This window comes from Falsihalocynthiibacter sp. S25ZX9 (assembly GCF_041205405.1).
Lineage (GTDB): Bacteria > Pseudomonadota > Alphaproteobacteria > Rhodobacterales > Rhodobacteraceae > Falsihalocynthiibacter > Falsihalocynthiibacter arcticus.
On the sequence record NZ_JBGFCD010000028.1, the window covers coordinates 1 to 23,931 of the forward strand.

Sequence of the window (23,931 nt, forward strand, 5' to 3'; positions counted from 1 at the left end):
TCAGTGCGATCCGCACCGCATCTTCCCTAAATTCGTCTGTTCGTTTCAGTCCCATGCTCAGTCTCCTTTGTTGCAGTAAATGCTATCAAAGGAGCGGCATCAAACCGTGACAGGTCCAATCTGCCGAGAGGGGGCCTTTATGCCGCTGGCCTGTCCACCCGTGACATCCGCACCCACCTTGAAGAAGTCTACGGTCTGCGCGTTTCGGCTGACCTTATAAGCCGTGTCACCGATGCTGTTCTGGAGGAGGTTCCAGATTGGCAGAACCGTGCTCTGGAGCCAGTTCATCCAATCGTTTTTCTTGATGCTCTGCGAGTTAAAATCCGCGATGCGGAAAGCCATCAGGTTAAAAACAAGGCTGTGTATGTGGCCCTGGGCGTCATTCCTGAGGGAGAACGTGAGGTTCTGGGCTTGTGGGTTGCAGCGAACGAAGGGGCCAAATTCTGGCTTTCTATCATGAACAATCTCAAAAACCGCGGACTGGAGGATATCCTGATCGCCGTCGTCGACGGCCTCAAGGGCTTTCCCGACGCAATCAACGCAGCCTTCCCCGAAACCACAGTTCAGACCTGTATCGTGCTCCTTGTGCGCCATTCCCTGAACTTCTGCGGCTGGAAAGATCCCAAGGCCGTAGCCGAAAGCTTGAAGCGTATCTATCAGGCCGTGGACGACGAGGGCGCTGCCAAAGCCCTTGATGATTTCGAGGCCGAATGGGGCGGAAAGTATCCCTCTATCGCCCCAAGCAGGCGACGCGCTTGGCAGGAGGTGATCCCGTTCTTTGCCTTCCCGCCAGCGGTGCGCAAAATTGTCTACACCACCAATGCCATCGAAAGTTTGAACCGAGTTATACGTAAAACCACCAAAACAAGAGGCAGTTTTCCAACCGATGAGGCAGCAAAAAAATTGATCTACCTGGCAATCCGCAAGTTCGAAAAAACTGGAGGATGCGTCAGAGAATGGGTTGCAGCAAGAAACCAGTTCGCTATTCGATATCCAGAACGGTTCAATAAATGACCCGTCAAAAACGCAGGACCACCTCTCAATCGCAGGTCCAAACTTTGCAACTCCTCTCCGGATCGTTTCGTACGACACGTCGATACCGCGTTCCAGAAGCAATTCCTCCACTTCGGGAAGGCTCATATTGAAACGGCACTAAAGGGAGACAGCGCGGGCCATAATATCTGCAGCGAAGCGATGACGTTTGCAACTTGTCGAAAGCGCGCTCATCAGCACTGACTATCCATTGGAGGCACTACTTGCAATTATCGCCGACTTAATGCGGCAATACCCCATCTTCTGATCGTGCGCGCGATCGAGTTTTTCCAAAAGTTCTTGGGCGAGCCTTTCAATTTCCGGTGACAAATCGACGTTCTTTCCCTTTTTCACTGAGCGGTCATGAATGTGGGCCGTTAGCCTCTCGCTAGGGAAGCCCAAACCAAGCCAACGATAAATATCCTTGACTGTTGTAACTGGCGACTCCACGAGATCCTCGTATCTGCATGTAATAACATCTGGGTTATCTGCCATTTCGCCATCGATGAAGAGGCTGTTGCGAGCAACCCAGAATAGCACCGCCGCGTCGTGTGCCCCCATGTCTTCGGAGAAATGCTTGCGGATATCTTCGCGCACTGCTGGAGAAAGTTTCTCCGACCGCCAATTCGTGGCGCTACCCGCGGCGATAGCCCTTAGGTCTTCAATACCGTTTTGTAAGCCAAAATGCTTGAGATTGGATGCCGCCACATCTTTGTAGTGACGGTACATCCACAAGGCCTTACTCCCCACAAAGTGCTCGAGCAAATCGCGAACGTTTTGGGACTCGACGAGGCATTTAACCGCAATAAGGTTGGCCTTGTCCTTTTCAAAGCACCGCTCCAGTGAATCAAAAGAGTTCAGGCGAATCCCATAAGCGTCGTTGGCGGAGAGTTTGGTGAACTCTCCGTAAACCATCGAGTCCAAGTCGCGATGCAAGACGCTCTGAATCAAAGTCGTTCCGGAGCGTTGGCACCCGACGATGAAGAGGACGGCTTTAACGTCAGGATTGGCACGCAAGCACTGGTAAATCTTTTTTCTGCCAGAAAAGAGCTTTCGAGAGATTTTTTCCACCAATCCATTCGAATCGGTGTGGACTGCTTTATTCATTGTTTATTGGCCCTTGATTGCTTTCACCAGCCAGACGACGGCGCTCCTTTTTCAAATCTTCACCTATTTGACTTAACATTATTCGGCGGGAAAAATAACTCGAAAATAACAGGGAAAAATTTCGTTGGAATAAAAGTTTACACGCATCCAGTTTGTTTTCCGAAATAAATTTCAAAAGTTTGAAACTCGCCTAAACCCATCAAACCTTCTAATTTTACGCGGAGAACTCAAGGAGCGTTGCGACATTATCTGCAATCTTAGTATTATCAGTTCTACTGTAAAGGCTTTGATCAGCGTTCGCCGTACAAGGCACTTTCTATCGGTCTATTTCTACGCCGCGGTTGTCGGTTTTTGGCTTGTTTGGGAGAGAAGGTGCGAGATCTCTGAACTGTCCATCTGGGCCGTAAATATAGACGCAAATGGTCTCATAGCCCTCGCGGATAGCTTGACCCTCAAATTGCGACCATCTTGCGATTTACTCAGGTGACCAACTTTCTTTGAGCGGTTAAATGGCTGCCTTGTCCAGCCCAACCGGTCGTACAAATTCGCGACAACGTGCAGGCTTTTTCTTCACCGTTTTATCTTGAGTATTCTTTCGATAGTAGCCGCTCAATTCAAGCAACTCATAGTCCACGAAACCGTTTCACTTTATGTCGCGATGGATCGACGATGGGGGTCCGCCAATCTCAATCCTGCATCCAGACATCGTGAGCGGCCCCACTTGAGTGGTCCAATTTGAAAGTTAGTGCATGACTGGTCTTTGGTCCATCTGAATGATGGCTTCCGGCGCAGGTGGGCGATAGCCCAAAGCACTGTGGGGTCGTTTGGTGTAGTAGGGTTTCCTCCATCGTTCGATGATTATTTGGGCTTCGCGTAGTGAGTAGAATATTTCTCCGTTTAGCAATTCGTCTCGCATTCGGCCGTTAAAGCTTTCGCAGCAGCCGTTTTCCCAAGGTGATCCTGGTTCAATATAGGCCGTCTTAGCGCCGACAGCTTTTATCCAATCTCTGAGCGCCTCTGCTATGAATTCAGGGCCGTAACACCTTCGGAATGTCGTTGATTTGGAGGCTTTGGGCACCTGCGTAGTCTTCGTATAACGAAGCAGGTGGTCATAGCCGTGCCTCAGGTCCCTACAGTGGTTTTGCACAAATCACACCTCAAAGGAGACCGACTATGACCGATGCCATCATTCCACAAACAGAGCCCGTTTTGGTTGCCATCGATATCTCGAAGGCGCGACATGAAGTTCTCATTGCTATACCGAACAAGAAGCGTCGCCGCCGTTTGACTGTTCTTAATCAATTGGACGACTTCAATCGTTTGATTACGTCACTTGCCAGTTATGGTCGCCCCGTTCGTGTAGCATTTGAGGCGACTGGCAATTATCACCGTGCTTTGGCCTATCATCTTGCAGCAGCAGGCTTTGAGTTGAAGTTAGTGTCGTCAGTGGCCCTGGCCAGAACACGAGAAGCGCTCCACAACAGCTGGGACAAGAACGATCCTAAGGATGCTCAAGTTATTCTGCACATGATGGAGATCGGGAACGAGCAGTTTTATCATGATCCCCTCGTGTGCGGTACAAACGACATTCAGGAGCTGTCTAAAACACATGATATCGTGTCCAAGTCGAAGACCGAGCTGTGGCATCGGGTTTTGACCCACTATCTGCCGTTGTATTTTCCCGAAGCTGATCGTTTCCATCGCAGTTCTCGCAGTGATTGGTTCTTTGCTTTCCTTGAACGCTATCCATCACCACACTTTATCTCGGCCATGGGTAGGGAGGCATTCACCACTGACGCATGGGATGTGGTGGGCCGCAAGGTTGCAAAAGAACGTTTACTTGCAAATATTTACGAGACGGCCAAAGTCTCCGTTGGGCTGCCGGTTGCTGCGGAATCTGACGCGATCAGTATGTTCCGCTTGGTCTTGGCTGAAGGGCGCAGCCTAATAGCACAACGCAATCAAATTGAGGGTCGCGCCGTCGCACTTCTCAAAGACCTCCCTGACTATCAGCTGCTGACGTCAATCCCTGGCATTGGACCGATCAACGCTTTGACCATCTTGGCTGAGGCTGGAGATTTACGGCGCTTTCGTCATCACCGACAGTTCTTGAAGTTCTGTGGCATGGACCTTGCGACCATGCAGTCAGGCACATTCAGAGGCCAAACAAAGCTCTCAAAATACGGAAATGCTCGGCTGCGCCGTACCCTGTGGATGGCGGGCCAAGTTGCCATTTTACAGCGCACCAACAGCTTCCGTGACAAATTTGAGCGCTACATAGCCAAGGATCGTCACAACACCCATTTGCGCCGAAAGGCGTACACCGCAATCGCAGCAAAGATGGCCCGTACCGTTCATGGGATCATCAAACATGGCGAACCCTATCGCCCCTTCTTTGAGGGGTGATCGACAGCAGGAGGACCTTTCTCTGTAAGGGCCGTGGAGGCAGACAACTGACCTCGTAGATAATGTTTAGGCCTTCTGCTCAACGACCCGAAGATCTCGTCTTAAGGACGGTGAGAGCCGCAAAAGCGTACTCTTTGTTTGTTATGGGAGAGACAGTTCGTTGACCAAAACGCCAAACTGAGCCATGCTTCGAACGTATCGAGATGCCTCGATGCGATTATAACCTGATGCTAAATCGACCAATCATTCCGCGCATAGGACGTTGTCCAACCTGATATAGGCTGGTACGCCACGCAAGATGAACAAGTCGGTCAATGCATCAATGACCTCAGTCGAGTTCAGCTTTCGCTTCACTCGAATAGCCAAGCATTCTCGGCTATACTCGTCCAGGATGTTTAGTGTTCTGAAGGCCTAGCCATCCTCTGTCCGGTGATGAACAAAATCGTATGACCAAACATGATCGCGATACTCGGGGCGCAAACGGACACATGATCCGTCATTCAGCAAAATACGCCCCTTCTTTGGTTGCTTCATAGGCACTTTAAGCCCCTCGCGCCGCCATAGACGCTCAACACGTTTGTCATTCACCTGCCAGCCAGCATCTCTTAACAAGGCCGCAACCCGCCTGTAGCCATATCGGCCGTACTGGCGGGTCAGCTCAATCATGTCTGCAATCAAGCGTTCTTCGGCAGCACGCCCTCGTGGTAAACGACGTTGTGTGGATCGATGTTGGCCCAAGACGCGACATCCGCGACGCTCAGAAATCTTCATCTGACTGCGCACGAGATCAATACAAGCGCAGCGGCGCGAAGGGCTCAGAAGTTTCCCGAGGCGGGCTCCTTTAGGATCAGCTTATCCAACGTCAGGTCAGAGACCGCTCGCCGAAGACGCTCGTTTTCTTTCTGTAGACGTTTCAGTTCCTTGAGTTGTTCCGTGCCCACTCCGCCATACTTCTTCTTCCAGCGGTAATAGGTTTGTTCAGTCACACTGATCTGTCTGATTGCGTCAATTCGGGGCATGCCTTGCCCCATCAGAACTTCAACCTGCCGTAACTTCACGACAATCTCTTCGGGCTTGGGTCTCTTTATGGCCATCTATGGTCCTCCGTTTCCTAACTATAAGGGCGGACCACTTCAAAGGGGGAGGCTCAAATCCAACTCGTTTTTGTTGGATATGGCGGACAAAGTAGTTCGGGCGTATTTGTTTACATAGGTCACCGTGTCAGCAACCAGGTGCCGCTGAAACCTCTGGTTGAACCAGAGGTTTCCGGTGTCTTGTTTTTCGCCGACCTTGCCACAAACGCCTATAGCTAAATGGGTTAGTTGACTATTTATTCAGCGAACACCGCGCCTCCGATTCCAAACGATCGGGGCTTTCCCAATCCAGAACTTGCCGATTCAACCAATTTCCTCTTGAAAAAGCTCGGTCGTTTCGAATGGAAAGTGGCGTAAACGAGCACTTTGGACCGCACAAAAGCACGACAGGAAGCACTTCTACACCTTTTATTGAACTCGCGGTGAGCATCGTGGAAAAAATCTTTACGAAGTTCCAAGGGACACGCTACAAATAAAATAGCGAGTGCGTCGCTACGTTATTTTTAAAATTCAGTTTCGTTAAAAACATACACCTTGTGAGTTTCGCTCCTTTTTGTACCCGACTTTCATTTCCGATTTCAGTTTGGAGCTCATAATGTCCCGTTTTCTCAAATCCCTCATTGTCGTCCCGGGCGTGGTGGTTTGTCTTGGTTCGTTTGCACATGCTGATGCCATTACAGCGTCGCGCGATGCGGCCTTGGCACAAACGTCAGTGTACCGAGTTGGCTACCCCGTGGAAGTTTCGATCAAATCTGGCAAGGGCCTTGGTAAGAACCAGTTTGCTGCCAATACCGAGGCTTCCAAACATTACGCGCTTGGTCGCCTCTCACATGAGCTCTCCTATGTTATGCCCGATTCACGCACTGTCTACATTGGTAACGATCAAAAAAATGGCGGCTTGTTCCGCTTTGTCGCAGATGCAAAAGGTGATCTCTCCGCTGGCGAGCTTTTTGTGGCCAAGCTCACTCAAGCCGAGAAAAAGGACGCTCTAAAATCGAGCTTCACAATTGAATGGATTTCTCTTGGTCATGCTCGCGACGCCCAAATTGACGCAATCATCAGCAAAGGTATAAAATTCTCACAGATTTTCAAGACCGCTGAAATTGCTGACAATGCCTGCCCCCAATCGTACACGGCGATCGACACGACCTATGGACCAGAATGTGTAAAGCTCAAAACTGGGAACAATTTAGATATGTCCGCAGACGAGATTGCTTTCGCGGCCTCGCGTCTAGAATCAGCTCGCTACGCCGCAATGTTGGGCGGCACGTCGGAATTTTACAAAATGGAGGGTGTCAGCTTTGATCCCAAGCGCAACAAACTTTACGTCGCTATTTCGGATCTTTCACAGGGCATGAGGCGCTCTTCCAAGTTGGCAGGCGTAGATGATGACATCAACCTAAAGACCAACAGATGCGGTGCAGTGATGCAGCTTTCAGTTGGGCCAGATTTTGTCGCAACCGACATGGATTTTTTGGTCGCTGGGGGCCCCTTCAACAGGAGTGCCGTGATCAATGCCTGCTCGATAAACAACATCTCCAAACCTGACAATATAGTTATGGGGTTGAACGACGACACGTTGCTGATCGCCGAAGATACTTCCTTCCACCAAAATGACGTGCTCTGGGCCTATGACCTAAAAACGGGCGTGCGCACTCGCATGCTAACGGCACCTTACGGTTCCGAAGTGACCTCGCCTTTTTATTACAAAAACATCGACGACGCCTTTGACTATCTCGTTACCGTGGTGCAGCACCCCTTTGGCGGAAATGGAGAGAAGTTCGTATTATCTGACGCGGACAGGCCCGCTTACGTCGGCTTTGTCGCCATTCCTGCGAAAATTCAGGGAGGCGACAGCGTCGACTTCAAGCCCCTACCTTTCCCTACCACCGACACCGAGAAACGCACTGTTCAGTTTACAAGCGCGATGTCTCTAAATGGTAACGAGATTGCGCTTAACGGCTATCAAACGCTGCTACGTTCTGGCGACAGGTTTGGGGATGCCGTGTTCGGCCGAGCTCTGACCAAAAAAGGCAAGCTTCCCGTCAATTTTGAGGGTGGTGGTTTAAAAGGGGGCGTTTCAGTCTCTCCGGACCACACGACACTGCACCGCACCAAGGCAGGGGAACTGTTTTCGATCACCCAATTCGAGAACAAGTTGGGGATGATGTATATCTCAAGCCTTGATCTCGACACCGTCTCAGGCACGCTCGTTGTGACCGGCCTGAAACCTGTCGATCTGTCTGCGACCTACGGAGGCTCTGTCTTTTGCGCTGGCATACCGACCGCTTGGGGCACACATTTGGGGGGTGAAGAGAGAGACTATGATGCCCGCGCCTTCGAAGCTGCCGGATCCGTTGACGACGACTTCGACAAGTACCTCGCGTATTTCGGCTTCAATCCGAAGGCGAAGTAAACCGCCACCGATAGCAATCATTTCTACAACGCCTAGCTCGACAGAGTTCCACTAGAAAACGATCTTCAACAGCATCCTGAACTTTTGTGCGGCACCCTGATCATTTCTTGAAACCGCGACATATAATTCAATGTCGCGAGCCTCAAAATACAGTGTAAGCGAGGCTTCGGTCCCACCTATGCGGCGTAGTTCCACGGTAGCAGTTGTTCGATGTCCTTCTGCTTGTGGCCGTTGACGATGGCTTTGAGAGCACCGGTTAGGTAGCTGTGCGGCTCAACTTTGTTGAGTTTGCATGTCTCGATGACGGACGCGAGCATGGCCCAGTTTTAGGCACCTGCATCGTGGCCCGCGAAGAGTGCGTTTTTGCGTTGCAGCGCGATGGGGCGGATCGTGCGTTCGACTGCGTTGCTGTCCATCTCAATGCGACCATCGGTCAAGAACAGGATCAACCCGTCCCAGTATTTGGCGATGTATTTGAGCGGGTCACCAGTTGGGGATTTGGTGGAGACCTGCGTGCGTGCGTGGTCCAACCATGTTTTGAAGACTGCAATCGTGGGCGCGCTTTTGGCCTGACGTAGCGCCAGCCGATCTTCGGCAGATGTGCCGCGGGCCTGTGCTTCTATTCGATAAAGAACCGCTATTTACTTGAGGCCCGCCTCCGCGATGGGGGCCACGTTGTGATGGGTTAGATAATAGAGCTTACGGCGGGCGTGGGCCCAGCAATACGCCAGTTGAATGGGGGCATTGTCCCGTAGGTCACCCAAAACGCGAGGGTGGAGCGATCAATATCGACGCCTTGGCGCGCATAGATTTGTGACTGGCGATACAGCGGCAGGTGATCCGCATACTTCGAGACGATGACACTAGCGACGGTTGCCTCTGTTGGCATCCCGCCTTCGATCAAGCGTGGTCTTGCAGGCGCTTGGATCACGCCGCCCTCGCAGGACCGACACGCATATTTGGGGCGGCGGGTGACGATGACGCGGAACTGTGCGGGCACGATGTCCAGTCGCTCGCTGACGTCTTCGCCGATGATGTGGCGCTCGGCTCCACAGCTACAGATCACGTCTGGCGCAATGACTTCCTCGATGCGCGGCAAGTGCTTTGGCAGAGCGCCGCGACTTCTGGGTGACTTTGATGCGGCCTTTGCCTTGGATGGATCAATTGCTTCGTCTTCAGCGTGGACGACTGACATAGCTGTCTCAATATCTTCCAGCGCAAGGTGGTATTGATCCGGGTGGCCCTTTTCAGGCTTTGTGCCGTAAAGCGCACGCTTAAAATCGGCCAGCAGTTTCTCGAGGCGCACAATACGATCTTCCTTGGGCTCGATGATGCCATCACGCTTAGCCAAGATCTCATTTTGAGCTGTAATCTGGGCCTCTGCCTTCACTAAGAGGGCCTTGAGCGCATCAATATTGTCAGGAAAATCATCAGAGAAAGCCATGGGCGTTTTGATACAAAAAACAGCGTAAACCTGCATGTGTAAAACGCTGTCCGAGTCATTCTGCCGCGGCCGGTGGAAGCGTCTCCAAAGCCGTCACGCGACGCCAATCCAGACCCGCAAACAACGCCTCAAATTGTGCCGGGTCCAGCCGCAAAACACCGTCTCGGATGGCAGGCCATTTGAATGCATTCTGCTCAAGCCGTTTGTAAGCCACGACCAATCCGGTTCCATCCCACCCACTGCCCGGCAGAACACTGCGTAGCAGTGTTCGAGAGGAGGATCATCTTGAGACGATCAACCCGTTTTGCTCGGAACACATAAACGGCACCATCAAAGGGCTTCTTTTGCAGATGGCTTTGCACCAGCGCCGCCAAACCATCGTGACCCTTACGAAAGTCCACAGGCTTGGTCGCGACAAAAATCTGTACACCATGCGACGGGTGGATCACAGCGCTGCCGCAATCTCGGCAATACGGACTGCTGGCGTGCCCGCACTGAGCCGGATGGTCACATCCCCTTTAACCAAATCTAACGTGCCGGCTTCAGCCACAGGCACATCAGGCAAGGCGTCTCCAGGCTCTTCAACCGCTACCGAAACAAAGGTGATGCCCTCAAGATTGGGCAGTACCAACTTGCCCTCGCGAGCCATGCGACGCCATTCCGACAGATGATTTGGCCGCATGTCGTGACGACGCGCAACGGCATTGACTGTCGCACCATCAACAAGCGTCTCAGCCACAATCCGCGCCTTGACCTCTTCCGGCCAGCGGCGGCACCTAGTGGCCTCAGTCGGCATGCCGCCTTCGATCAGACGAGACTTTGCTGGCGCTTGCACGATGCCAGCCTAACAAGACCGACAGGCATACTTTGGACGGCGGGTCAGGATGACGCGGAACTGCGCAGGCACGATGTACAGACGTTCGCTGACATCTTCACCAATGAAGTGGCGCTCAGCGCCGCAGCCACAGGTCGTGCTGTCGGGTGCAACATTCTTGCGAGGAACTCGTTCGTAGCTTCGATAGAGAAACTCCCTCCAAATCTATGAAAGGACGGAATCGCATATCAACGAGCGATAAGGTATGTGGGGTCGAACTAACGCTTACAAATAAATCGGTAAAACACATATTTTACGAGCGTCTAAATCGATTGAAACCGCACAAAAATTTGCCAATTGTCGCGTTGAGGCCAACGCCATTGCTCTAGTGAGTAGCCCTATCCTAAGCGCTCAAATCCTCAGTCGGACATGACCTGCAAATAGGTTTTAATTATTTTTGTTTTCCAGACGCCCAAATCTACAAAACGCTTAGATACCTGTCGGCAATTGCGCGCCATACTTTTGCGCAACTCGTCGTCTTGGCCAAGCTTAATGATGGCCGCCGAAAAGCTCTTTGGGTCATACGTATCTACAAGAAATCCTGCATTAGGTGGTAACACATCAGGAACATCACCAACCCGCGTTGAAACAACCGGCACTCCCTGTGCCATTGCTTCCAAAAGTGCCAGCGGGAGCCCCTCCCATGCAGAGCTGAGAACAAAGATATCCGAGGCCGCGTTTAGAACTTCCACATCAGATCTAACACCTAGGAAAAGCACCCTATCCGCAACGCCCAAATTCTCAGCAACCTCTTCTAGCATCGGTTTTGACGCGCCCTCGCCAGCGATCCACAACCACGAATTGGGCAAAGCTTGGAGCACCTGAGCAAACGCCGAAAGCATTGTTAGATGATCTTTTTGAGGCGTCAGTCTGCCCGTGGACAAGAGCACAAGGTCGCCTGGTCGCGCATCGAGCGATTGGCGCAACTGTGCTGCGCTTTCTGACAAACCCTCTTCCGAAGGCGACGGAATGACATTTAGAATTACCTGCCGAGGCGCAGCACCCATGCGATCCAGATTAGAGTCCAAGACGGCGTTTCCGACGGCAATATAATAGTCAACGAAGCGCCGGAGAACGATCGCCTCAAGCCAAGACAACAACTGCTTTGTGAAAGTCTTCTGTGAGCTTTTGCGTACGTTGTGCAGGCTCACGACAACCTTTTTGCCGATCGATTTTGCAATAGGTGCGCAGAGAATGATCGAATAGGTTAAATGCAAATGAACCACCGGCTCGGGCGCGGTCTTGAGCATCTTGAAAACACGCCACCAAGAAGCAATGCTCTTTAGCTTCCCAATTCCGACTATTGACACATCGACACCTTGCGCCCGCAGTTCATCGGCCAAACCACTGTTGCTAGCCTTAAGTGCAACGACGCGAAAATTCATGATCGGATCTGTTGAATCCGCAAATGCAAACAATAACCTCTGTGCCCCGCCAACGCTAAGGTTGTCGATGACCTGAAGAACGTTTGGACATGGTTCAAGGACACTCACCTCAACATTTTCGAATTCTTTGGGGATTTCATTCACGATGCGCGGGTCTCCAAAATCGTATCCCATTTCACGATTTTCAAAAAAATTCTCGAGTTCGCCCGCGTCATTCGCCCGAAAAACTCGTCAGCAGCATTTTAACCGTCTGAAAGAGAATAACAATATCTGTGAGTAACGATTTAGAGCTAATATAATCCAAATCCATACGACAACGCTCATCAAACCCATAAGGTTTGTTGCGGGAAATCTGCCAAGTTCCGGTAATGCCTGGATTTACCTGAAGGCGGATCTTCTGCCATGGCTCGTAACTCTCAGGCGAATAGGAGTTTGCGCGTGGACCGACGATGGACATTTGCCCGAGTATCACGTTAATAAACTGGGGAATTTCGTCGATATACAGACCCCGAAGAATACGGCCCGTTTTGGTGATCCTTGGATCCTGTGCAACTTTAAAACCTGCACCTCGGTCAACACTAGACGCGACAAGACCTGATTTCAGTTGCTCCGCATTTGGAACCATGGTCCTAAGCTTAATCATTCTAAAAGGCTTCCCAGCATACCCATACCGTATCTGTGTAAAGAACACAGCACTTCGAGGGCTTTCAATTTTAATCGCCAGTGCAGCCAGTACCAAGATAGGGAGACAAAAAATAAATAACCCAGCGGCAGTCACACAATCGAAAATTCGTTGCCCCCATGTATTGCGTTGCCCCCGCGTATTTCCTGTTCTTGTTCGGAAACTTAAACCGCTGGCTATTACATAACCTACAAAGTTTCCCCTTGAACGTTTTTCTTTGAAGTTTACATAATCAGACACGAATCCACCCCCTACAAACAAACGTAAAAGTAAAGGGCTGGCGAAATTAATCCCTAAAGATTCATCACCTCAGTGACAAATAGAAAGAACGATCTTTAGCCTCAAGAACCTCAAAGATCCACTCTGACCAATACCCATTGGTCAGAACGATTCTTCTCTGTATTCCTAAAATAAGAACGACATCGGACATCAACATATTGAAACTACGAAAGCGCGCAGAACGCCTAGCAGCTATTGTCCCCAGAAATTCGATCCCCAACTTTCTTCTTTACAATCTGTTAATCATATTGAGAATTCCGGCACCAATCAAGGCAGAACAAAGGCACTGATTGGTGGTTGTCGAGATATAAAGTATCAATATTAGCCAAATTGTTCGCCTATTCCACATAGTCAGAATGGGTGACACAACGCTAGATTGAATCTGAGAAAAGTATACTCCGTGCGCTTGCATCTCGCTCAACGGTCACAGCCTCACTGATTCTCTGGGCGGCCACTTTCCAAGTGAAATGCGTTTCGCCCTTTCGAATCCCGCCGGCGCCATCTCAATCCGTCGCGCCCAGGACCCACACCTTGCTAACATTGAAACGACCAAAGCATTTGAATCGCCCGAAATAAAGTGAAGCCCCGCAGGTTCTCGGCACTCTCATCCTTCAGTTGATAGTACAGGTTTAACCGCACCAGCGACAGCAATCTACATTGCCGCCGAATGCTCAGGCCGTGATCCTTCCTCACCATTTTTTACCTCGCGTTCCGAGCAATTGAACCGAAGCGTTGGACAAAAAATCCCGCTCCACCCATTGGCCGGCAGGGGTGTTTACACACCGAGAGGCACAAGCTGGCCGATCTTGGAATGCAGCTTGTCAATTTGGGACTCATCGGCTCGCCCTGGATCCCCGCCTCGCTTGTTGAACGCTGAGTTCATATTCTGGATTGCGGCACACTTCCACACCTCAATCTGAGTGGCCTCTCGGTGTTTGCATGCAAACACCTGCCGGTAATAGATGCACACCGTATTTCTTATCCAACTCCGCCATCGTCATTTATTCACGGATAGCTTCAAGCGCTACCTTGGCCTTAAACTCAGGCGAATGGTTCTTTCGTTTCGTCATTTTGGATCATCTCTTTCAAAAGTTGATCCACCTTAACTACTGGTCCGAATTCCCGCGACCACCTCTTAACACCCGCAATGAAACTGAAAACAGCTGCGTGAATTCTACGGTTGAGCCCCACTAAAAATGGGGGATTTCCGCATCATTTTGGCCTTTTTTATGTAAGGGGTTTTTATGGGTCAATAAATCCCTTTGAAATCTCTAAAAACTGCAATTCCTGAATACGGGCCTTTTTTATCGCACGGGTTTCCAAACTAGGCTTTTCTTGCCCGTTATAAACCGCAGTAAACCAAGCGCCATCGCAAGGTTAGACATGCCAAAGAAGAACAACGCCCCTATGATCGGCAGCTTGCGCAGACTCGGTATGAACGCGGCGGCTAAAATTGCACCGTAGACAAAAATCTGCGCTGTGCTCAAGATTTTATAAAGCATACCCTCGTCCAGCAACAATAGATTTGTAGCAAAAACAATCGCAAGAAAAAATGGAACAAGCCTTCGCAGAAGCTTATGCGATATCAACTGCCACGCATATAATCCATAGCGCCAAGGGTTCATAAGGTACCAGAATGCCGCCATCGCGCGCCACCCACCCTCAGTGGACCTGACTCGACGGCCCATTTCGAGCACAGCCCGTTCGGTCACAACCTCCGTCGCACGTGCTTCTGGCTGATACGAAAGCCGCTTACCCTTTGCAACAACGCGAACAGAATTGAAGAAGTCATCGGCGCAATCGGGTCGCAGCGGTCCTGCAAACTCGCGTCGGATAGCATAGAAAGACCCCTGCGCTGAAACAGTTCCACCCAGCTGTGATTCAGCCAATTTCAGGGCCTGATCGTAACGCCAGTAAAACCCCTCGCCCCGACCTATGGCTCCAGCGCCGGTTTTATCAACGCTGATTTGGCCACATACACCGCCAATTTTGGGATCGCAAAAATGGGTGGCGATAGCTTCCAGAGCGCCGGGAGAAACAAAGCTATTCGCATCTGTAAAGACAATCACATCTCCATTCGCCTTTGCCAAGATTTGATTCAGCGCCAGAGCTTTACCGCCCCGCCCAACAGATTCCACGACTTCAATTTTTTCGTCCGCAACTGACAATGCTTCGCTCACCGTGCGATCTGTTGACCCGTCCGATACGACAATTATCTGCACCCTGAAAGCGCCACTCGCTGCGAGTTCTAACGAGTTGCGCAACTTGTCGGCGATGCAGGCCTCCTCGTTGTGTGCCGCGATAAGGAGTGTGAAAGACCTCGGGCCCTCCTGTTTAAGAACCGGTTCGCGCCCAACAATGCGCGCAAGCATCATGAGCACCAGAGGGTAGCCTAGGATCGCATAGATCATCAAAGCCATACATATCCAGAACAAAAACATCATTTTGCCGAGTTCTTTTCTATCAGGGCCAAGAGGTTGGCAGCGGTTTTCTCGATATCAAATTCCCGAATGACAAGCTGCCGTCCCGCCTGAGAAATTTCAACCGCAAGTGAGTAGTTTTCAGCCACACGCATGATCTGCTCAGCAAGCTTCACCACATCCCCCGGTTCAATCAAAAAACCCGTCTCGCCGTCTTTCACCAGTTCTGGTATTCCGGACAGGCGAGAAGAAATGACGGGTCGTGCAGCCGCCATCGCCTCGATTAAAACAACGGGGATTCCCTCAGAACGCCCGTCTTTCCCAATAATTGACGGCGCAACAACCAAATCCGCCCCTATCATTGCCACCCTGACTTCCTCATTTGTGGCAGGTCCCGAAAATGAGACTCGGTCAGACGGCAGGCTAAGGGCGAGCGCTTTCAACCTATCCGCTTCGGGGCCCCCACCAATCACAGTTAAGTGCCAATTCAGATGTGGCTCAAGCAACGTAAGCGCTCGAAGCAAGACATCCACCCCTTTTCGAGGCATCAGCGCGCCGACGAAAAGAATGTCGAGCCGGTTTCCAAAGCCTTGCTCGGCTACTCTTGTTTCGCCGAAGCGAGACAAATCGACACCACAGTGGATGAGGTGGATTTTGTCCGCCTGAAATCCATGAATATTTGCCAGAAATTGCACGTTGAACTCAGAAATTGCTCTGACAAACTGCGCTTTTTGAGACTTTTCGGCCAGAAGGTTTTGCGACACGAAAATATCGTGCATATGGGCCGAAAAACTGAAGGGAATACCATAAGTTTGCGATGCAATCCACGCTGCGGTAGCCGGATGGCCAGCAAACTCCGCATGAATATGCCCAACACCGTCGGCAACGGCCATCCTACCTAACGCGAGCGCCTTTGGCAGAATAGAAAGCGACGCGAAAAGACGTTTGGGTTCGGCCCTAAAGGCCCAAACAATCTTTCCAATGCAACGAAACAATGCGCCCGGACGCATTAGCAGAGTAGCGACCAACGCCCGACTGGAGTCGCCCCTGATCCAAGGGAAAGTAAAGGCTGTAGCGATAACTGGTTCGGAACCGGGATGAACCAGCTCATTTTTGCGGAACGGCTTGACGCTAAACACGCGTGCGTCATGCCCCTTTGAAAGATAATGAAGCACATTTGACAGCACAAATGTCTCGGTAACCTTTGGAAAATCGCTAACGACCACGACAATTTTCACGTAACCGGCTCTTCTCGTTCGGCAAGCACTACGCCGCCGTTTTCCCCAAATAGAACCTCAAGATATGCCTCCAGTACCATCTCTGGGTCAAATGCAGCCAACGCCTCCTCGGGCAGCACTGTGATCGGGTCTACGAGGGCCGCAGTCATTGCATTAGCCAGACACGCAACATCTCCCACTGGGCATAATCGCCCCCATTGGCCGTCTCCGAGGATTTCGGCGGGTCCGGTTGGGCAATCCGTGCTGACAACAGAAACGCCGCAGGCAATCGCCTCAAGTAAAATATTGGGAAGCCCCTCCCAACGGGAAGAAAGAACAAAGATATCTGCCCGTTTTAACGCACTATGAAGTTCGCTAGAAAATCCAGGGAAATCAACATTATCAGAAACGCCCAGTTGTCGGCACTTCTCTTGCAATACATCTCTATCAGGGCCATCTCCAAAAATAATGAGGCGCGCGGGTTGATGCTTGCGAAACTCGGCAAAAGCTGAGATCAAAGTGCCAAAATCCTTCTGCTCTGTCAGTCGACCGGCGCCTATAACGACAGGACAACTTTTGTTCGCAATCCAAGGGTGCGTTGGGAGTGGCTCTGCCTTTCTCGCAATCATCTCAATTGAAAGTGGATTATAGATCGTTCGAACTTTTCTCGGATCCAAACTCAAGTAAGTAGAAATCTCTTCGCTCATCCGGTACGAATTCCCAAAAATTGCATCGGCTTTCGGATAGAGGGCTCTGACAAGGAAGTTTCTTATACGCCGCTTTATGCCTCGCGACTCTATGGCCCAAGAAGCCAAGCTATTTCTCTCGCCAACAACAAGACGGACGCCCGTTCTAGCCATGGTCGCCGCAAGAATCGCCACCACGTTGGTATGTGTCAAAACCGACAAAAAGACATCGGGTCGATGAGTACGAAGATAGGTCGTCAATCTCGGCAAGGCCAAAACGGCCCGTTTTGACTTCAAATCGACCACACGCACAGTTGGGGCAACATCAGAGTGAAACGGCCCACTTGCCTGACAGACCACGATATCAACTTGGTAGTTTCTCTGGGCTAAGGCATTGGACAGCATTACCATAACCCGCTCAGCCCCTCCTCCGGCAAAAGAAGGCATGAAAATCGCAATTTTGGCATTTTCTTTTCCCCGCAAGCCCACTTATTAGCGCCTCGGCCGTCTTTTTGACTTAACAGGATTTGGGGGCGCGGGCACCTTTTTTGGCATCCTTCCTTCGGCGAGCAATGCCGCCATTAAGCCAAGAGCCAATCCAAACACCCCGAAAATGAATGTGGTGACCTTCACAGGCAAATTGACAGATTGTGGATTGGTGAAAGGCGGGGAAATAACGGAGACATTATCGAGCATGTTCTCACGCAAATTAATCCGGCTTCTAAAAGCTTCCAGTCGATCGATTTCGTCGTTCACACGATTGTAGTTGCGTTCAATTGAAACAGCGCGAAGCAGCACATTTTCGAGCCTCAAAAAGATAGCAGGGATCGCTTCCTCTTCTTTTTCAGCAGAGGGGGAAATACTTTCCTCAGAGTTATAGGGGTACGTTGGCTCCGACGTAAGCAAGTAGCCTTCTAGGGCGGCGAGGCTTGGCACCGCTGAAAACCGGACCCGCAAAGATTCTAACTCGCCTTTGTAATCCAGCAAAGCGAGTTGGCGTTGGCTTGGTGCAGCAGGCCCGTTCAACACGTCCAACTGCTCTCTCCCAGTCTTGAAAAGGTCCGAAATCATTGCCTCCGTCTTGGCAAGTTCGGCGTTTAAAGCCTTTAAGTTTTCTTCTACGGCTATGCTTTGTGCTTCACTCCCAAAAATATCGAGCCGCGCCTTCCTATAGGCGTCGATCAACGCTGTAATATAGCGAACGGACCATTCCTTTTGTTCATCGAGCAACTCTATTTTGATAACATTCGAGCGTTCGATAAACGAGATCGACAGGTCGCTTTTGCGCTCATTCGTTTCCGTTTCAATCTGGTTGTCTTGAAACGGGTAAGGTGCGTCCAAAAGCGCTTTTGCCTGAACTGCTGGGGAGATCAAAATGCGGACCTCATTGTTCAAAGCCGTTTCAGGATCAATACGAACCTGCATATTGTCCGACCCACCATTTGTGGGCAGCGGAGTGTACTCGTAGGTAAACTGAGCGAGAATTTCCGCTTTGGTCTCGAAAATATCACTTTTGAGAGTGCCATACTTAAAACCAACCAGAGCAAATAGAACAGTTGAAAGCAAAATCCATAGAAGGCGTTTTAGCAAGACTTTCCCCAATTTTATTTCCGCCCAGAAGAATGAAGCAGGCGTTCTTAGTGGTGTCGTCATCAATTTTCCTTCAGCTCTGCATTTAATAGAGGCCCATCATTTCCGATCGGTAAAGCTAGTCGTTCACACGCAAATGAAATGGCAATCAATACCCAAAAGTAGTGAGGGAAGGCATCATGCAGGAAAATTGACCCTATCAAGACACCCAGAATACCTACACCAAAAAAATACAGCCTTTGCCCAAGTTCAATTCCTTTATCCCCAAACGATAGCACGGATTTCGCTACGGCGATAAGGGCGAAAGTCACGAGTAACAAAAGAGCCAGCAGACCAAACAGTCCCTGTTCGGCGGCAGCCTCAAGGTAAAGACTGTGCGCAGACCTATCGAACGGCCGCATAAGAATTTGGTGTTCGAAGGAAGTGCTCTGGTAATAGTTTTGGAATTGCCCATAGCCGATACCTGTCCAAGGATGTTCGGTAAAGACGATCCACGCCGCATGCATCTCCGCTAGGCGACCACTCACGGATGAATCTTGAACGCCAACTTGCTCCGAGCCAACAGTGCTTAAAAACTTAAACAAAACTGCTATACGATCCAAGTACTCGGGGCTGAGGAAAAGGGGGATAGCGAGTGCAGCGGCACCTATTAGCAAGACTACGCTGGTGCGAAAGGACTTAAGAATAAGAATAAAGCAGACAATTGCTAGCGCAATAAACGCACCGCGCGATGCCGTGAGAAGAATGGCGCTGGTGATGACCACCACAGAATACCCTGCGACTACGCACGCAATCAGGTTTTTTGAGTGAAGCGCCGAATAAAAGCCCAGGGCGACGCCGGGGAGCAAATAAAGAGAGTAGTAATTTGGGTCGTTTGCGGGGCCGCTTGGGCGAAATTTGAATATACCGTTCGCAATATTTTCGAAGTCGCCATTTGCCATCCCCGAGAAATTGTTTCCCTCCATTCCCAAAAGAAACTGGAAGGTAGTGAGTGTTGCGAAAAAAGTGCAAACTGCGAGTATTGTGTTAAATGCCGCTGTGATACGTGCCGAATTTGTCAGAAGAGAAAACAACGTAATCGCAAGAACTAGACTCGGAATCACACTCCTAAGGGCATGAGCACTCATTTTGGGCAAAGGTGCGAACACGATCGACAAGCAAACTGCCGCCACCCACAACGAGAAGGCAAACACAAACCTTGCGCTATTTTCAACTTTGTCACCGTACAAAACGCTATAAACGAGGAGCAAACCCAGTCCCATCGCAATATTTAGGGTGAACAGATAGCCAAAACCAGTTTTCTCAGAGACAATGGGTGCCAAATTTGAATAGGGGATGGCTACAAGACAAACAACGCCGAATTCCGGCTTTCGCAACAAAGCAAACGCCATCAATAACGTAGCTATCATCAGCGCAATAATGCCAAAAGCCGTCAGGGAAACCTCCTAAAGATAGAGCTAAAATTGTTTATGTTCAAATACGTTACTCAATTTTAGTGCAACTTCAAACAAGGTCTTTTCGGGCGACAAAATTGATCACCGTTTCGCAGGACGTGCGATCTAGCATCCAAAGTGTAACTCCATACACCAACGCTCCAGTAAGGATCGTCAATATTAAACGTGTGAACACGTTCAGATCGGCCCCAACGAGGGTAATGCCGACACAGGCCAGCGCCATCACCCCAGTAGCGATAAGAGCGGGCAGGATCGCAAACAACAGTGCGGACGGGCGGGCAGATAATTGACGCATAACTACGACCATGGTGATTGCCATGACGACAATGTTGGTTCCAAGTGTAACCAGTGCGATGGCCACGATCCCTTTTCCAACAAACAGCAGAAGAACTGGCACCGAGATCACAAGTCTCAAGACGATCAGGCGCGATAGGAGGCCGGTCTTTCCGGTAGCTTTCAGGACATCCCCCGCGCTGAAAGCTACCGATTTTAGCAAAGCACTTAACGCCAAGATCTGGATAATTGGTACGCTGGCCGCCCACAGTTCGGAATAGGCTATCGTAACGAAATCTTCCGCGACAATCGCAACGCCTATGGCCACGGGGAATGTGATCATAACAACGTATTTCAAACTCAATAGATAGGAAGCGCGTAGAAGCCGTGGTTTGGCCTGAACTCGACTAAACGTTGGGAAGAACACTTGACTGGCCGAGACACAGACCCCCATCACCGCCAACTCAGGGAGCATGGACCCTAGGACGAAATAACCCAACTGAGAAGCGTCCAAATAGCGCGCGATCACCACTTGATCCACTGTCTGAGATAATATTCCAACGAATGTGATCACCGAAAGCTTGGTTCCGAATGAGAGCAACCTGTAGGCAATCTTACGGTCAAAGGCCAACGAAAGCTGATTCCTTGTGACCCGCCAATATGCAATTGAAGCTGTGATTTGCCCACTCATTTGGCCAAACGCGAGGCTCCAGACTCCAAACCCTAGGATTGCGAACAGGATGGAGACAAAAGCCTTGACCAATACAGAACTGATTTCTGGAACGACCCGTTCAGCAAAACGAAACGTTTTTTTCAGCCAATACCCCTGAACCTGCGCGAATGAACTGAAGAGAAAAATCGGGCTAAGAAACCAAAGCAACGCTTTCAATTCTGGTTGATGAAAGAAATTCGCAACATAAGGCGCGCTCAAGACAGATAATGTCGTCAGTACAATTCCCATCCCAAGTGAAATGAGCATGGCCACATTTACCGTTTTTTCGGGGTCACTTTGATATTGAACCATTGCGGCCCCAACCCCCGCATCATTCACAGCATCAAAATAACGGATCACAAGCAGGGCGGCCGCCATAAGGCCAAAACCTTCAGGACCTACAAAACGCACGAGCACCATTGTGCTCAAAAATGTGACGAAGCGACGTGAAAAAAAGGCAACATAAGTCCAGGCTGCGCCCTTCATAAGCCCCCTAGAACTCGTTTTGGCGAATGATTTATTTTGAAACTTCGAATTCAAATCAGGTCCCTCAAGTCGACGCCTCGTCGAATTGATCAGTTAATCAATAAGGTTGCGCTTTTGACAGGGAAGAGTTGCTTCATTAATAAAAAACACTGTACCAATGCTGGAGGCGCTATTTTTGCCGGCCCTAAAACAAGATAACACGAGGTAGAAAAATATATCATGAAAAGACTTTTACTCTCGGTGTGCCTGTTAGGCTTGCTCGTGGCACCTTCCGCCCAGGCAGCGGTGACCGTTTCCGATGAAAAAGCGAAATTTATTGCACCGCCCCCAACGCCGCTCGAAGCTTCCGTGGCGCGCGCTCTAAAGTCGGGAGACACCCGCCCAGAAACGATTAAACTATTCTTACCTTGGCACCACGACGTTTATCAAATTGGCCCCTACGAGCTTACCTGGGCCGCAAGCCCAACTAAAAGAGGAAAAGCGATCCAGTTAACCGAGATTTACTGGGCCTATAACTACTCAGGGAAAAGTTACTCAAGTTACCCCGGACTCGATAACTTTATAACAAACGCCCCTTGGAAACACGCTGCAGAATATGGAACAACTCTGCAATTGGATTATACTAACCCAAACTTTGCCGACTATATCGCTAATGTAGCCGCCGAGCGCGCTAAACAGTTTCATGCGAAGGGGGTTTTTCTGGATTGGTGGACCAATAAACATCCAAGTGCGTTGTCCGAAGCAAAAATCGGCGAGGCACGTCGGAAGATCGCGCAATCCATTCGGGATCGAAACGGTCCGAACTTTTTAATTGTCGGCAATACAAACTGGCAGTTCGACCGCAGCACCCACGACTTAATCAACGGCGTCTACCTCGAAATGATCAAGAAACAAAAGGGGCCTTATTCCTCAAGCGAAATTGAAACTGTCGAGAAACTGCTTGAGTTTCATGACGAATACTTAAGTGAACCCAAGATCGTCGCGTTGGAGATGCAGCGTATTACGCTCGACAAATCAGAACGCGACCGGAACTCGGCTGTGAACAATCGATATGCAAAACTGTTTTCCGCGATGAACGTTGTGGTTCCGCGCAATGGATTTTTCATTTACACAGACAATAATCGCGATAGTGCCACGTCTGACCATCTCCATACATATTACGAGATTTACCGCACGAAACTTGGAAACCCCAAGAGCGCGCGCACCAAAATCAGCGACGGGATAGCTTACAAACTGTTTGATAAAGGGGTGGTTCTGTATAATTGGACCAATCAAGCTGCCTCTGTGGGCTTTGGAAAGGCTGGAACGGTTCATATTGATGCCCACGAAGGTGCCTTTTGCGAATTCACCACGCCTGGTCGACTCTCTTGCAAGTAGGCTGGACCTCGAATTAGGAGTTTTTGGGGTGCCGCCATAAAGAATATGCAAACGCGGTAAGTGCAGAGGCTGCGATCATCTCCCCGCCGTCCTCAAACAGACCAAAGCCGAATCCCACAACTTTCCCTAGATCTCCGGGAATCTCTTGAGCAACCACATGAAGAAGGTCTACGAAAATCCCAAAAAAAGCTAGAAAGAGAAACAACACCAAGAAGGCATAACCAAAAAGCCGCGCAACCGGTGTAGAGGCATATAGCCCAAAGATAGTACCACTAAGAACGGCCGTGCCGAGCATTGCCCAATACATCAATTCACCCAGATCTTGACCACGCAAGCCGATCACTTCGGGCAGATCAAATTGAGTTGCAAAAGTGATGCCAACGAACTCATGAATTTCCAATAAGTCGTCCAAAAAGAGGGCGAGGAAAACCGCAGCGAGCACCGCGTAAATCGGTTGTCGATCGCGCCGCCAAATCAAAACTAAAATGGTGCTAAGTGCAATCCACTTGAAGAAAATGAACCCGCTGCTGATGGAAACATTCGATGTTACTTTCCAAATATTCGGAGTGCTTTCGATGACATCGAAAAACGACAATCCGCGGAATACAACATTCGTACTAATTAGCAGCAAATCTAAGCCCGCCAAGACTAAAAAGGGTGTGCAAAATCGCGTCCATTTAATTTCTGCAAACATACTCGGCTTCATTTAAAGTCTCCGTTGGACCTAGCAAACGTGGATCAACCTAGCACAATTGCGGAAATGTTAAAGCTTTTACCGGTGTGCTGTCATGAAAATTCGAACACGTCTCAGCAGGATTTTAGAAGATAAGCTACTGATTGAATTGGTTAAAAATAGATACATGAATGGAAACAAATTTCCGGACTTCTTGTTCCAAGCTGTCGAGTTGTACCGCCAAAGCCAGAAGGGCGGACCGGGCTGTCTCCGGCAATCTGGGGTTGTCATCAGCACGAAGGACACTGACAAGTTCAGCAACTT

At 50.1% G+C, this 23,931-nt stretch carries 15 protein-coding genes and 7 pseudogenes; 4 read left to right on the top strand and 18 right to left on the bottom strand.

The genetic code is table 11. The features are described from left to right. Positions 1 to 135 precede the first annotated feature (135 nt). Positions 136 to 1,014: pseudogene (locus AB9F29_RS20125) on the top strand (IS256 family transposase); the annotation flags it as partial. Between the two features lie 21 nt (positions 1,015 to 1,035). On the opposite strand, the pseudogene AB9F29_RS20130 reads toward AB9F29_RS20125, so the two are convergent. The 3 genes and pseudogenes from AB9F29_RS20130 to AB9F29_RS20140 form a co-directional block, all read right to left on the bottom strand. Further along, positions 1,036 to 1,176 (bottom strand): annotated as a pseudogene (locus tag AB9F29_RS20130) (IS6 family transposase); the annotation flags it as partial. 60 nt (positions 1,177 to 1,236) lie between these two features. After that, positions 1,237 to 2,139, bottom strand: coding sequence for a sulfotransferase (locus AB9F29_RS20135; protein WP_369757009.1), 903 nt, complete (start codon positions 2,137 to 2,139; stop codon positions 1,237 to 1,239). A gap of 742 nt (positions 2,140 to 2,881) precedes the next feature. Next, a pseudogene (locus AB9F29_RS20140) lies at positions 2,882 to 3,175 on the bottom strand (transposase); the annotation flags it as partial. 137 nt (positions 3,176 to 3,312) lie between these two features. On the opposite strand from AB9F29_RS20140, the pseudogene AB9F29_RS20145 reads away from it, so the two are divergent. Further along, positions 3,313 to 4,604, top strand: a pseudogene (locus AB9F29_RS20145) (IS110 family transposase). A 202-nt stretch (positions 4,605 to 4,806) separates the two neighbouring features. Here the strand turns inward: AB9F29_RS20145 and AB9F29_RS20150 are convergent. Continuing rightward, positions 4,807 to 5,639, bottom strand: a pseudogene (locus AB9F29_RS20150) (IS3 family transposase); the annotation flags it as partial. Between the two features lie 595 nt (positions 5,640 to 6,234). On the opposite strand from AB9F29_RS20150, the gene AB9F29_RS20155 reads away from it, so the two are divergent. After that, entirely contained in the window at positions 6,235 to 8,055 is a 1,821-nt protein-coding gene (locus AB9F29_RS20155; protein ID WP_369757010.1) for an alkaline phosphatase PhoX, read from the top strand. Between the two features lie 176 nt (positions 8,056 to 8,231). Here AB9F29_RS20155 and AB9F29_RS20160 read toward each other — a convergent pair. From AB9F29_RS20160 to AB9F29_RS20220, 13 genes and pseudogenes are all read right to left on the bottom strand, one after another. Then, positions 8,232 to 9,499, bottom strand: a pseudogene (locus AB9F29_RS20160) (IS66 family transposase). 55 nt (positions 9,500 to 9,554) lie between these two features. Next, on the bottom strand, positions 9,555 to 9,713 hold the full coding sequence (tnpB, locus tag AB9F29_RS20165) for an IS66 family insertion sequence element accessory protein TnpB (RefSeq protein WP_369757011.1): 159 nt from the start codon (positions 9,711 to 9,713) through the stop codon (positions 9,555 to 9,557). Beyond that, positions 9,694 to 9,948: an IS66 family insertion sequence element accessory protein TnpB gene (gene tnpB / locus AB9F29_RS20170; RefSeq protein ID WP_369757012.1), complete on the bottom strand. Its 255-nt coding sequence runs from the start codon at positions 9,946 to 9,948 to the stop codon at positions 9,694 to 9,696. The genes tnpB (AB9F29_RS20165) and tnpB (AB9F29_RS20170) overlap by 20 nt, the downstream gene beginning before the upstream one ends. Next, a complete protein-coding gene (locus AB9F29_RS20175; protein WP_369757023.1) occupies positions 9,945 to 10,295 on the bottom strand; it encodes a transposase in 351 nt (116 codons plus the stop codon). Before AB9F29_RS20175 ends, tnpB (AB9F29_RS20170) begins: the two co-directional genes overlap by 4 nt. Beyond that, positions 10,278 to 10,475: pseudogene (locus AB9F29_RS20180) on the bottom strand (IS66 family transposase zinc-finger binding domain-containing protein); the annotation flags it as partial. The pseudogene AB9F29_RS20180 and the gene AB9F29_RS20175, both read right to left, overlap by 18 nt. A gap of 257 nt (positions 10,476 to 10,732) precedes the next feature. Beyond that, positions 10,733 to 11,902 carry a glycosyltransferase gene (locus AB9F29_RS20185; RefSeq protein WP_369757013.1) on the bottom strand — a complete coding sequence of 390 codons (1,170 nt, stop codon included), beginning with the start codon at positions 11,900 to 11,902 and terminating at the stop codon, positions 10,733 to 10,735. A 67-nt stretch (positions 11,903 to 11,969) separates the two neighbouring features. Beyond that, the gene (locus tag AB9F29_RS20190; RefSeq protein ID WP_369757014.1) at positions 11,970 to 12,680 is read right to left on the bottom strand and encodes a sugar transferase; all 711 of its coding nucleotides are present in this window, start codon (positions 12,678 to 12,680) and stop codon (positions 11,970 to 11,972) included. Between the two features lie 1,343 nt (positions 12,681 to 14,023). Further along, positions 14,024 to 15,163 (bottom strand): glycosyltransferase family 2 protein, encoded by a 1,140-nt coding sequence (locus AB9F29_RS20195; RefSeq protein WP_369757015.1) that lies wholly within the window; start codon positions 15,161 to 15,163, stop codon positions 14,024 to 14,026. Continuing rightward, positions 15,160 to 16,377, bottom strand: coding sequence for a glycosyltransferase family 4 protein (locus tag AB9F29_RS20200; RefSeq protein ID WP_369757016.1), 1,218 nt, complete (start codon positions 16,375 to 16,377; stop codon positions 15,160 to 15,162). Before AB9F29_RS20200 ends, AB9F29_RS20195 begins: the two co-directional genes overlap by 4 nt. Beyond that, complete coding sequence (locus AB9F29_RS20205; RefSeq protein ID WP_369757017.1) at positions 16,374 to 17,489, bottom strand: glycosyltransferase; 1,116 nt, start codon at positions 17,487 to 17,489, stop codon at positions 16,374 to 16,376. The genes AB9F29_RS20200 and AB9F29_RS20205 overlap by 4 nt, the downstream gene beginning before the upstream one ends. A gap of 45 nt (positions 17,490 to 17,534) precedes the next feature. Beyond that, positions 17,535 to 18,695, bottom strand: a complete 1,161-nt coding sequence (locus AB9F29_RS20210; protein ID WP_369757018.1) for a hypothetical protein — start codon at positions 18,693 to 18,695, stop codon at positions 17,535 to 17,537. Continuing rightward, entirely contained in the window at positions 18,695 to 20,041 is a 1,347-nt protein-coding gene (locus tag AB9F29_RS20215) for an O-antigen ligase family protein (RefSeq protein ID WP_369757019.1), read from the bottom strand. The genes AB9F29_RS20210 and AB9F29_RS20215 overlap by 1 nt, the downstream gene beginning before the upstream one ends. 94 nt (positions 20,042 to 20,135) lie before the next feature. Further along, positions 20,136 to 21,557, bottom strand: coding sequence for a lipopolysaccharide biosynthesis protein (locus tag AB9F29_RS20220; RefSeq protein WP_369757020.1), 1,422 nt, complete (start codon positions 21,555 to 21,557; stop codon positions 20,136 to 20,138). Positions 21,558 to 21,776: 219 nt separating this feature from the next. On the opposite strand from AB9F29_RS20220, the gene AB9F29_RS20225 reads away from it, so the two are divergent. Next, complete coding sequence (locus AB9F29_RS20225) at positions 21,777 to 22,934, top strand: hypothetical protein (RefSeq protein WP_369757021.1); 1,158 nt, start codon at positions 21,777 to 21,779, stop codon at positions 22,932 to 22,934. A 13-nt stretch (positions 22,935 to 22,947) separates the two neighbouring features. Here the strand turns inward: AB9F29_RS20225 and AB9F29_RS20230 are convergent, their stop codons facing one another. Further along, positions 22,948 to 23,640 carry a hypothetical protein gene (locus AB9F29_RS20230; protein WP_369757022.1) on the bottom strand — a complete coding sequence of 231 codons (693 nt, stop codon included), beginning with the start codon at positions 23,638 to 23,640 and terminating at the stop codon, positions 22,948 to 22,950. Positions 23,641 to 23,931: the final 291 nt, after the last annotated feature.

Excerpts from the sequence above, each read along its gene's own strand:
- AB9F29_RS20135 (WP_369757009.1), bottom strand. The coding sequence starts at position 2,139 with ATGAATAAAGCAGTCCACACCGATTCGAATGGATTGGTGGAAAAAATC.
- AB9F29_RS20155 (WP_369757010.1), top strand. The coding sequence starts at position 6,235 with ATGTCCCGTTTTCTCAAATCCCTCATTGTCGTCCCGGGCGTGGTGGTT.
- AB9F29_RS20175 (WP_369757023.1), bottom strand. The coding sequence starts at position 10,295 with ATGCCGACTGAGGCCACTAGGTGCCGCCGCTGGCCGGAAGAGGTCAAG.
- AB9F29_RS20195 (WP_369757015.1), bottom strand. The coding sequence starts at position 15,163 with ATGATGTTTTTGTTCTGGATATGTATGGCTTTGATGATCTATGCGATC.
- AB9F29_RS20205 (WP_369757017.1), bottom strand. The coding sequence starts at position 17,489 with ATGCCTTCTTTTGCCGGAGGAGGGGCTGAGCGGGTTATGGTAATGCTG.
- AB9F29_RS20210 (WP_369757018.1), bottom strand. The coding sequence starts at position 18,695 with ATGACGACACCACTAAGAACGCCTGCTTCATTCTTCTGGGCGGAAATA.
- AB9F29_RS20215 (WP_369757019.1), bottom strand. The coding sequence starts at position 20,041 with ATGATAGCTACGTTATTGATGGCGTTTGCTTTGTTGCGAAAGCCGGAA.
- AB9F29_RS20220 (WP_369757020.1), bottom strand. The coding sequence starts at position 21,557 with ATGAAGGGCGCAGCCTGGACTTATGTTGCCTTTTTTTCACGTCGCTTC.
- AB9F29_RS20225 (WP_369757021.1), top strand. The coding sequence starts at position 21,777 with ATGAAAAGACTTTTACTCTCGGTGTGCCTGTTAGGCTTGCTCGTGGCA.
- AB9F29_RS20230 (WP_369757022.1), bottom strand. The coding sequence starts at position 23,640 with ATGAAGCCGAGTATGTTTGCAGAAATTAAATGGACGCGATTTTGCACA.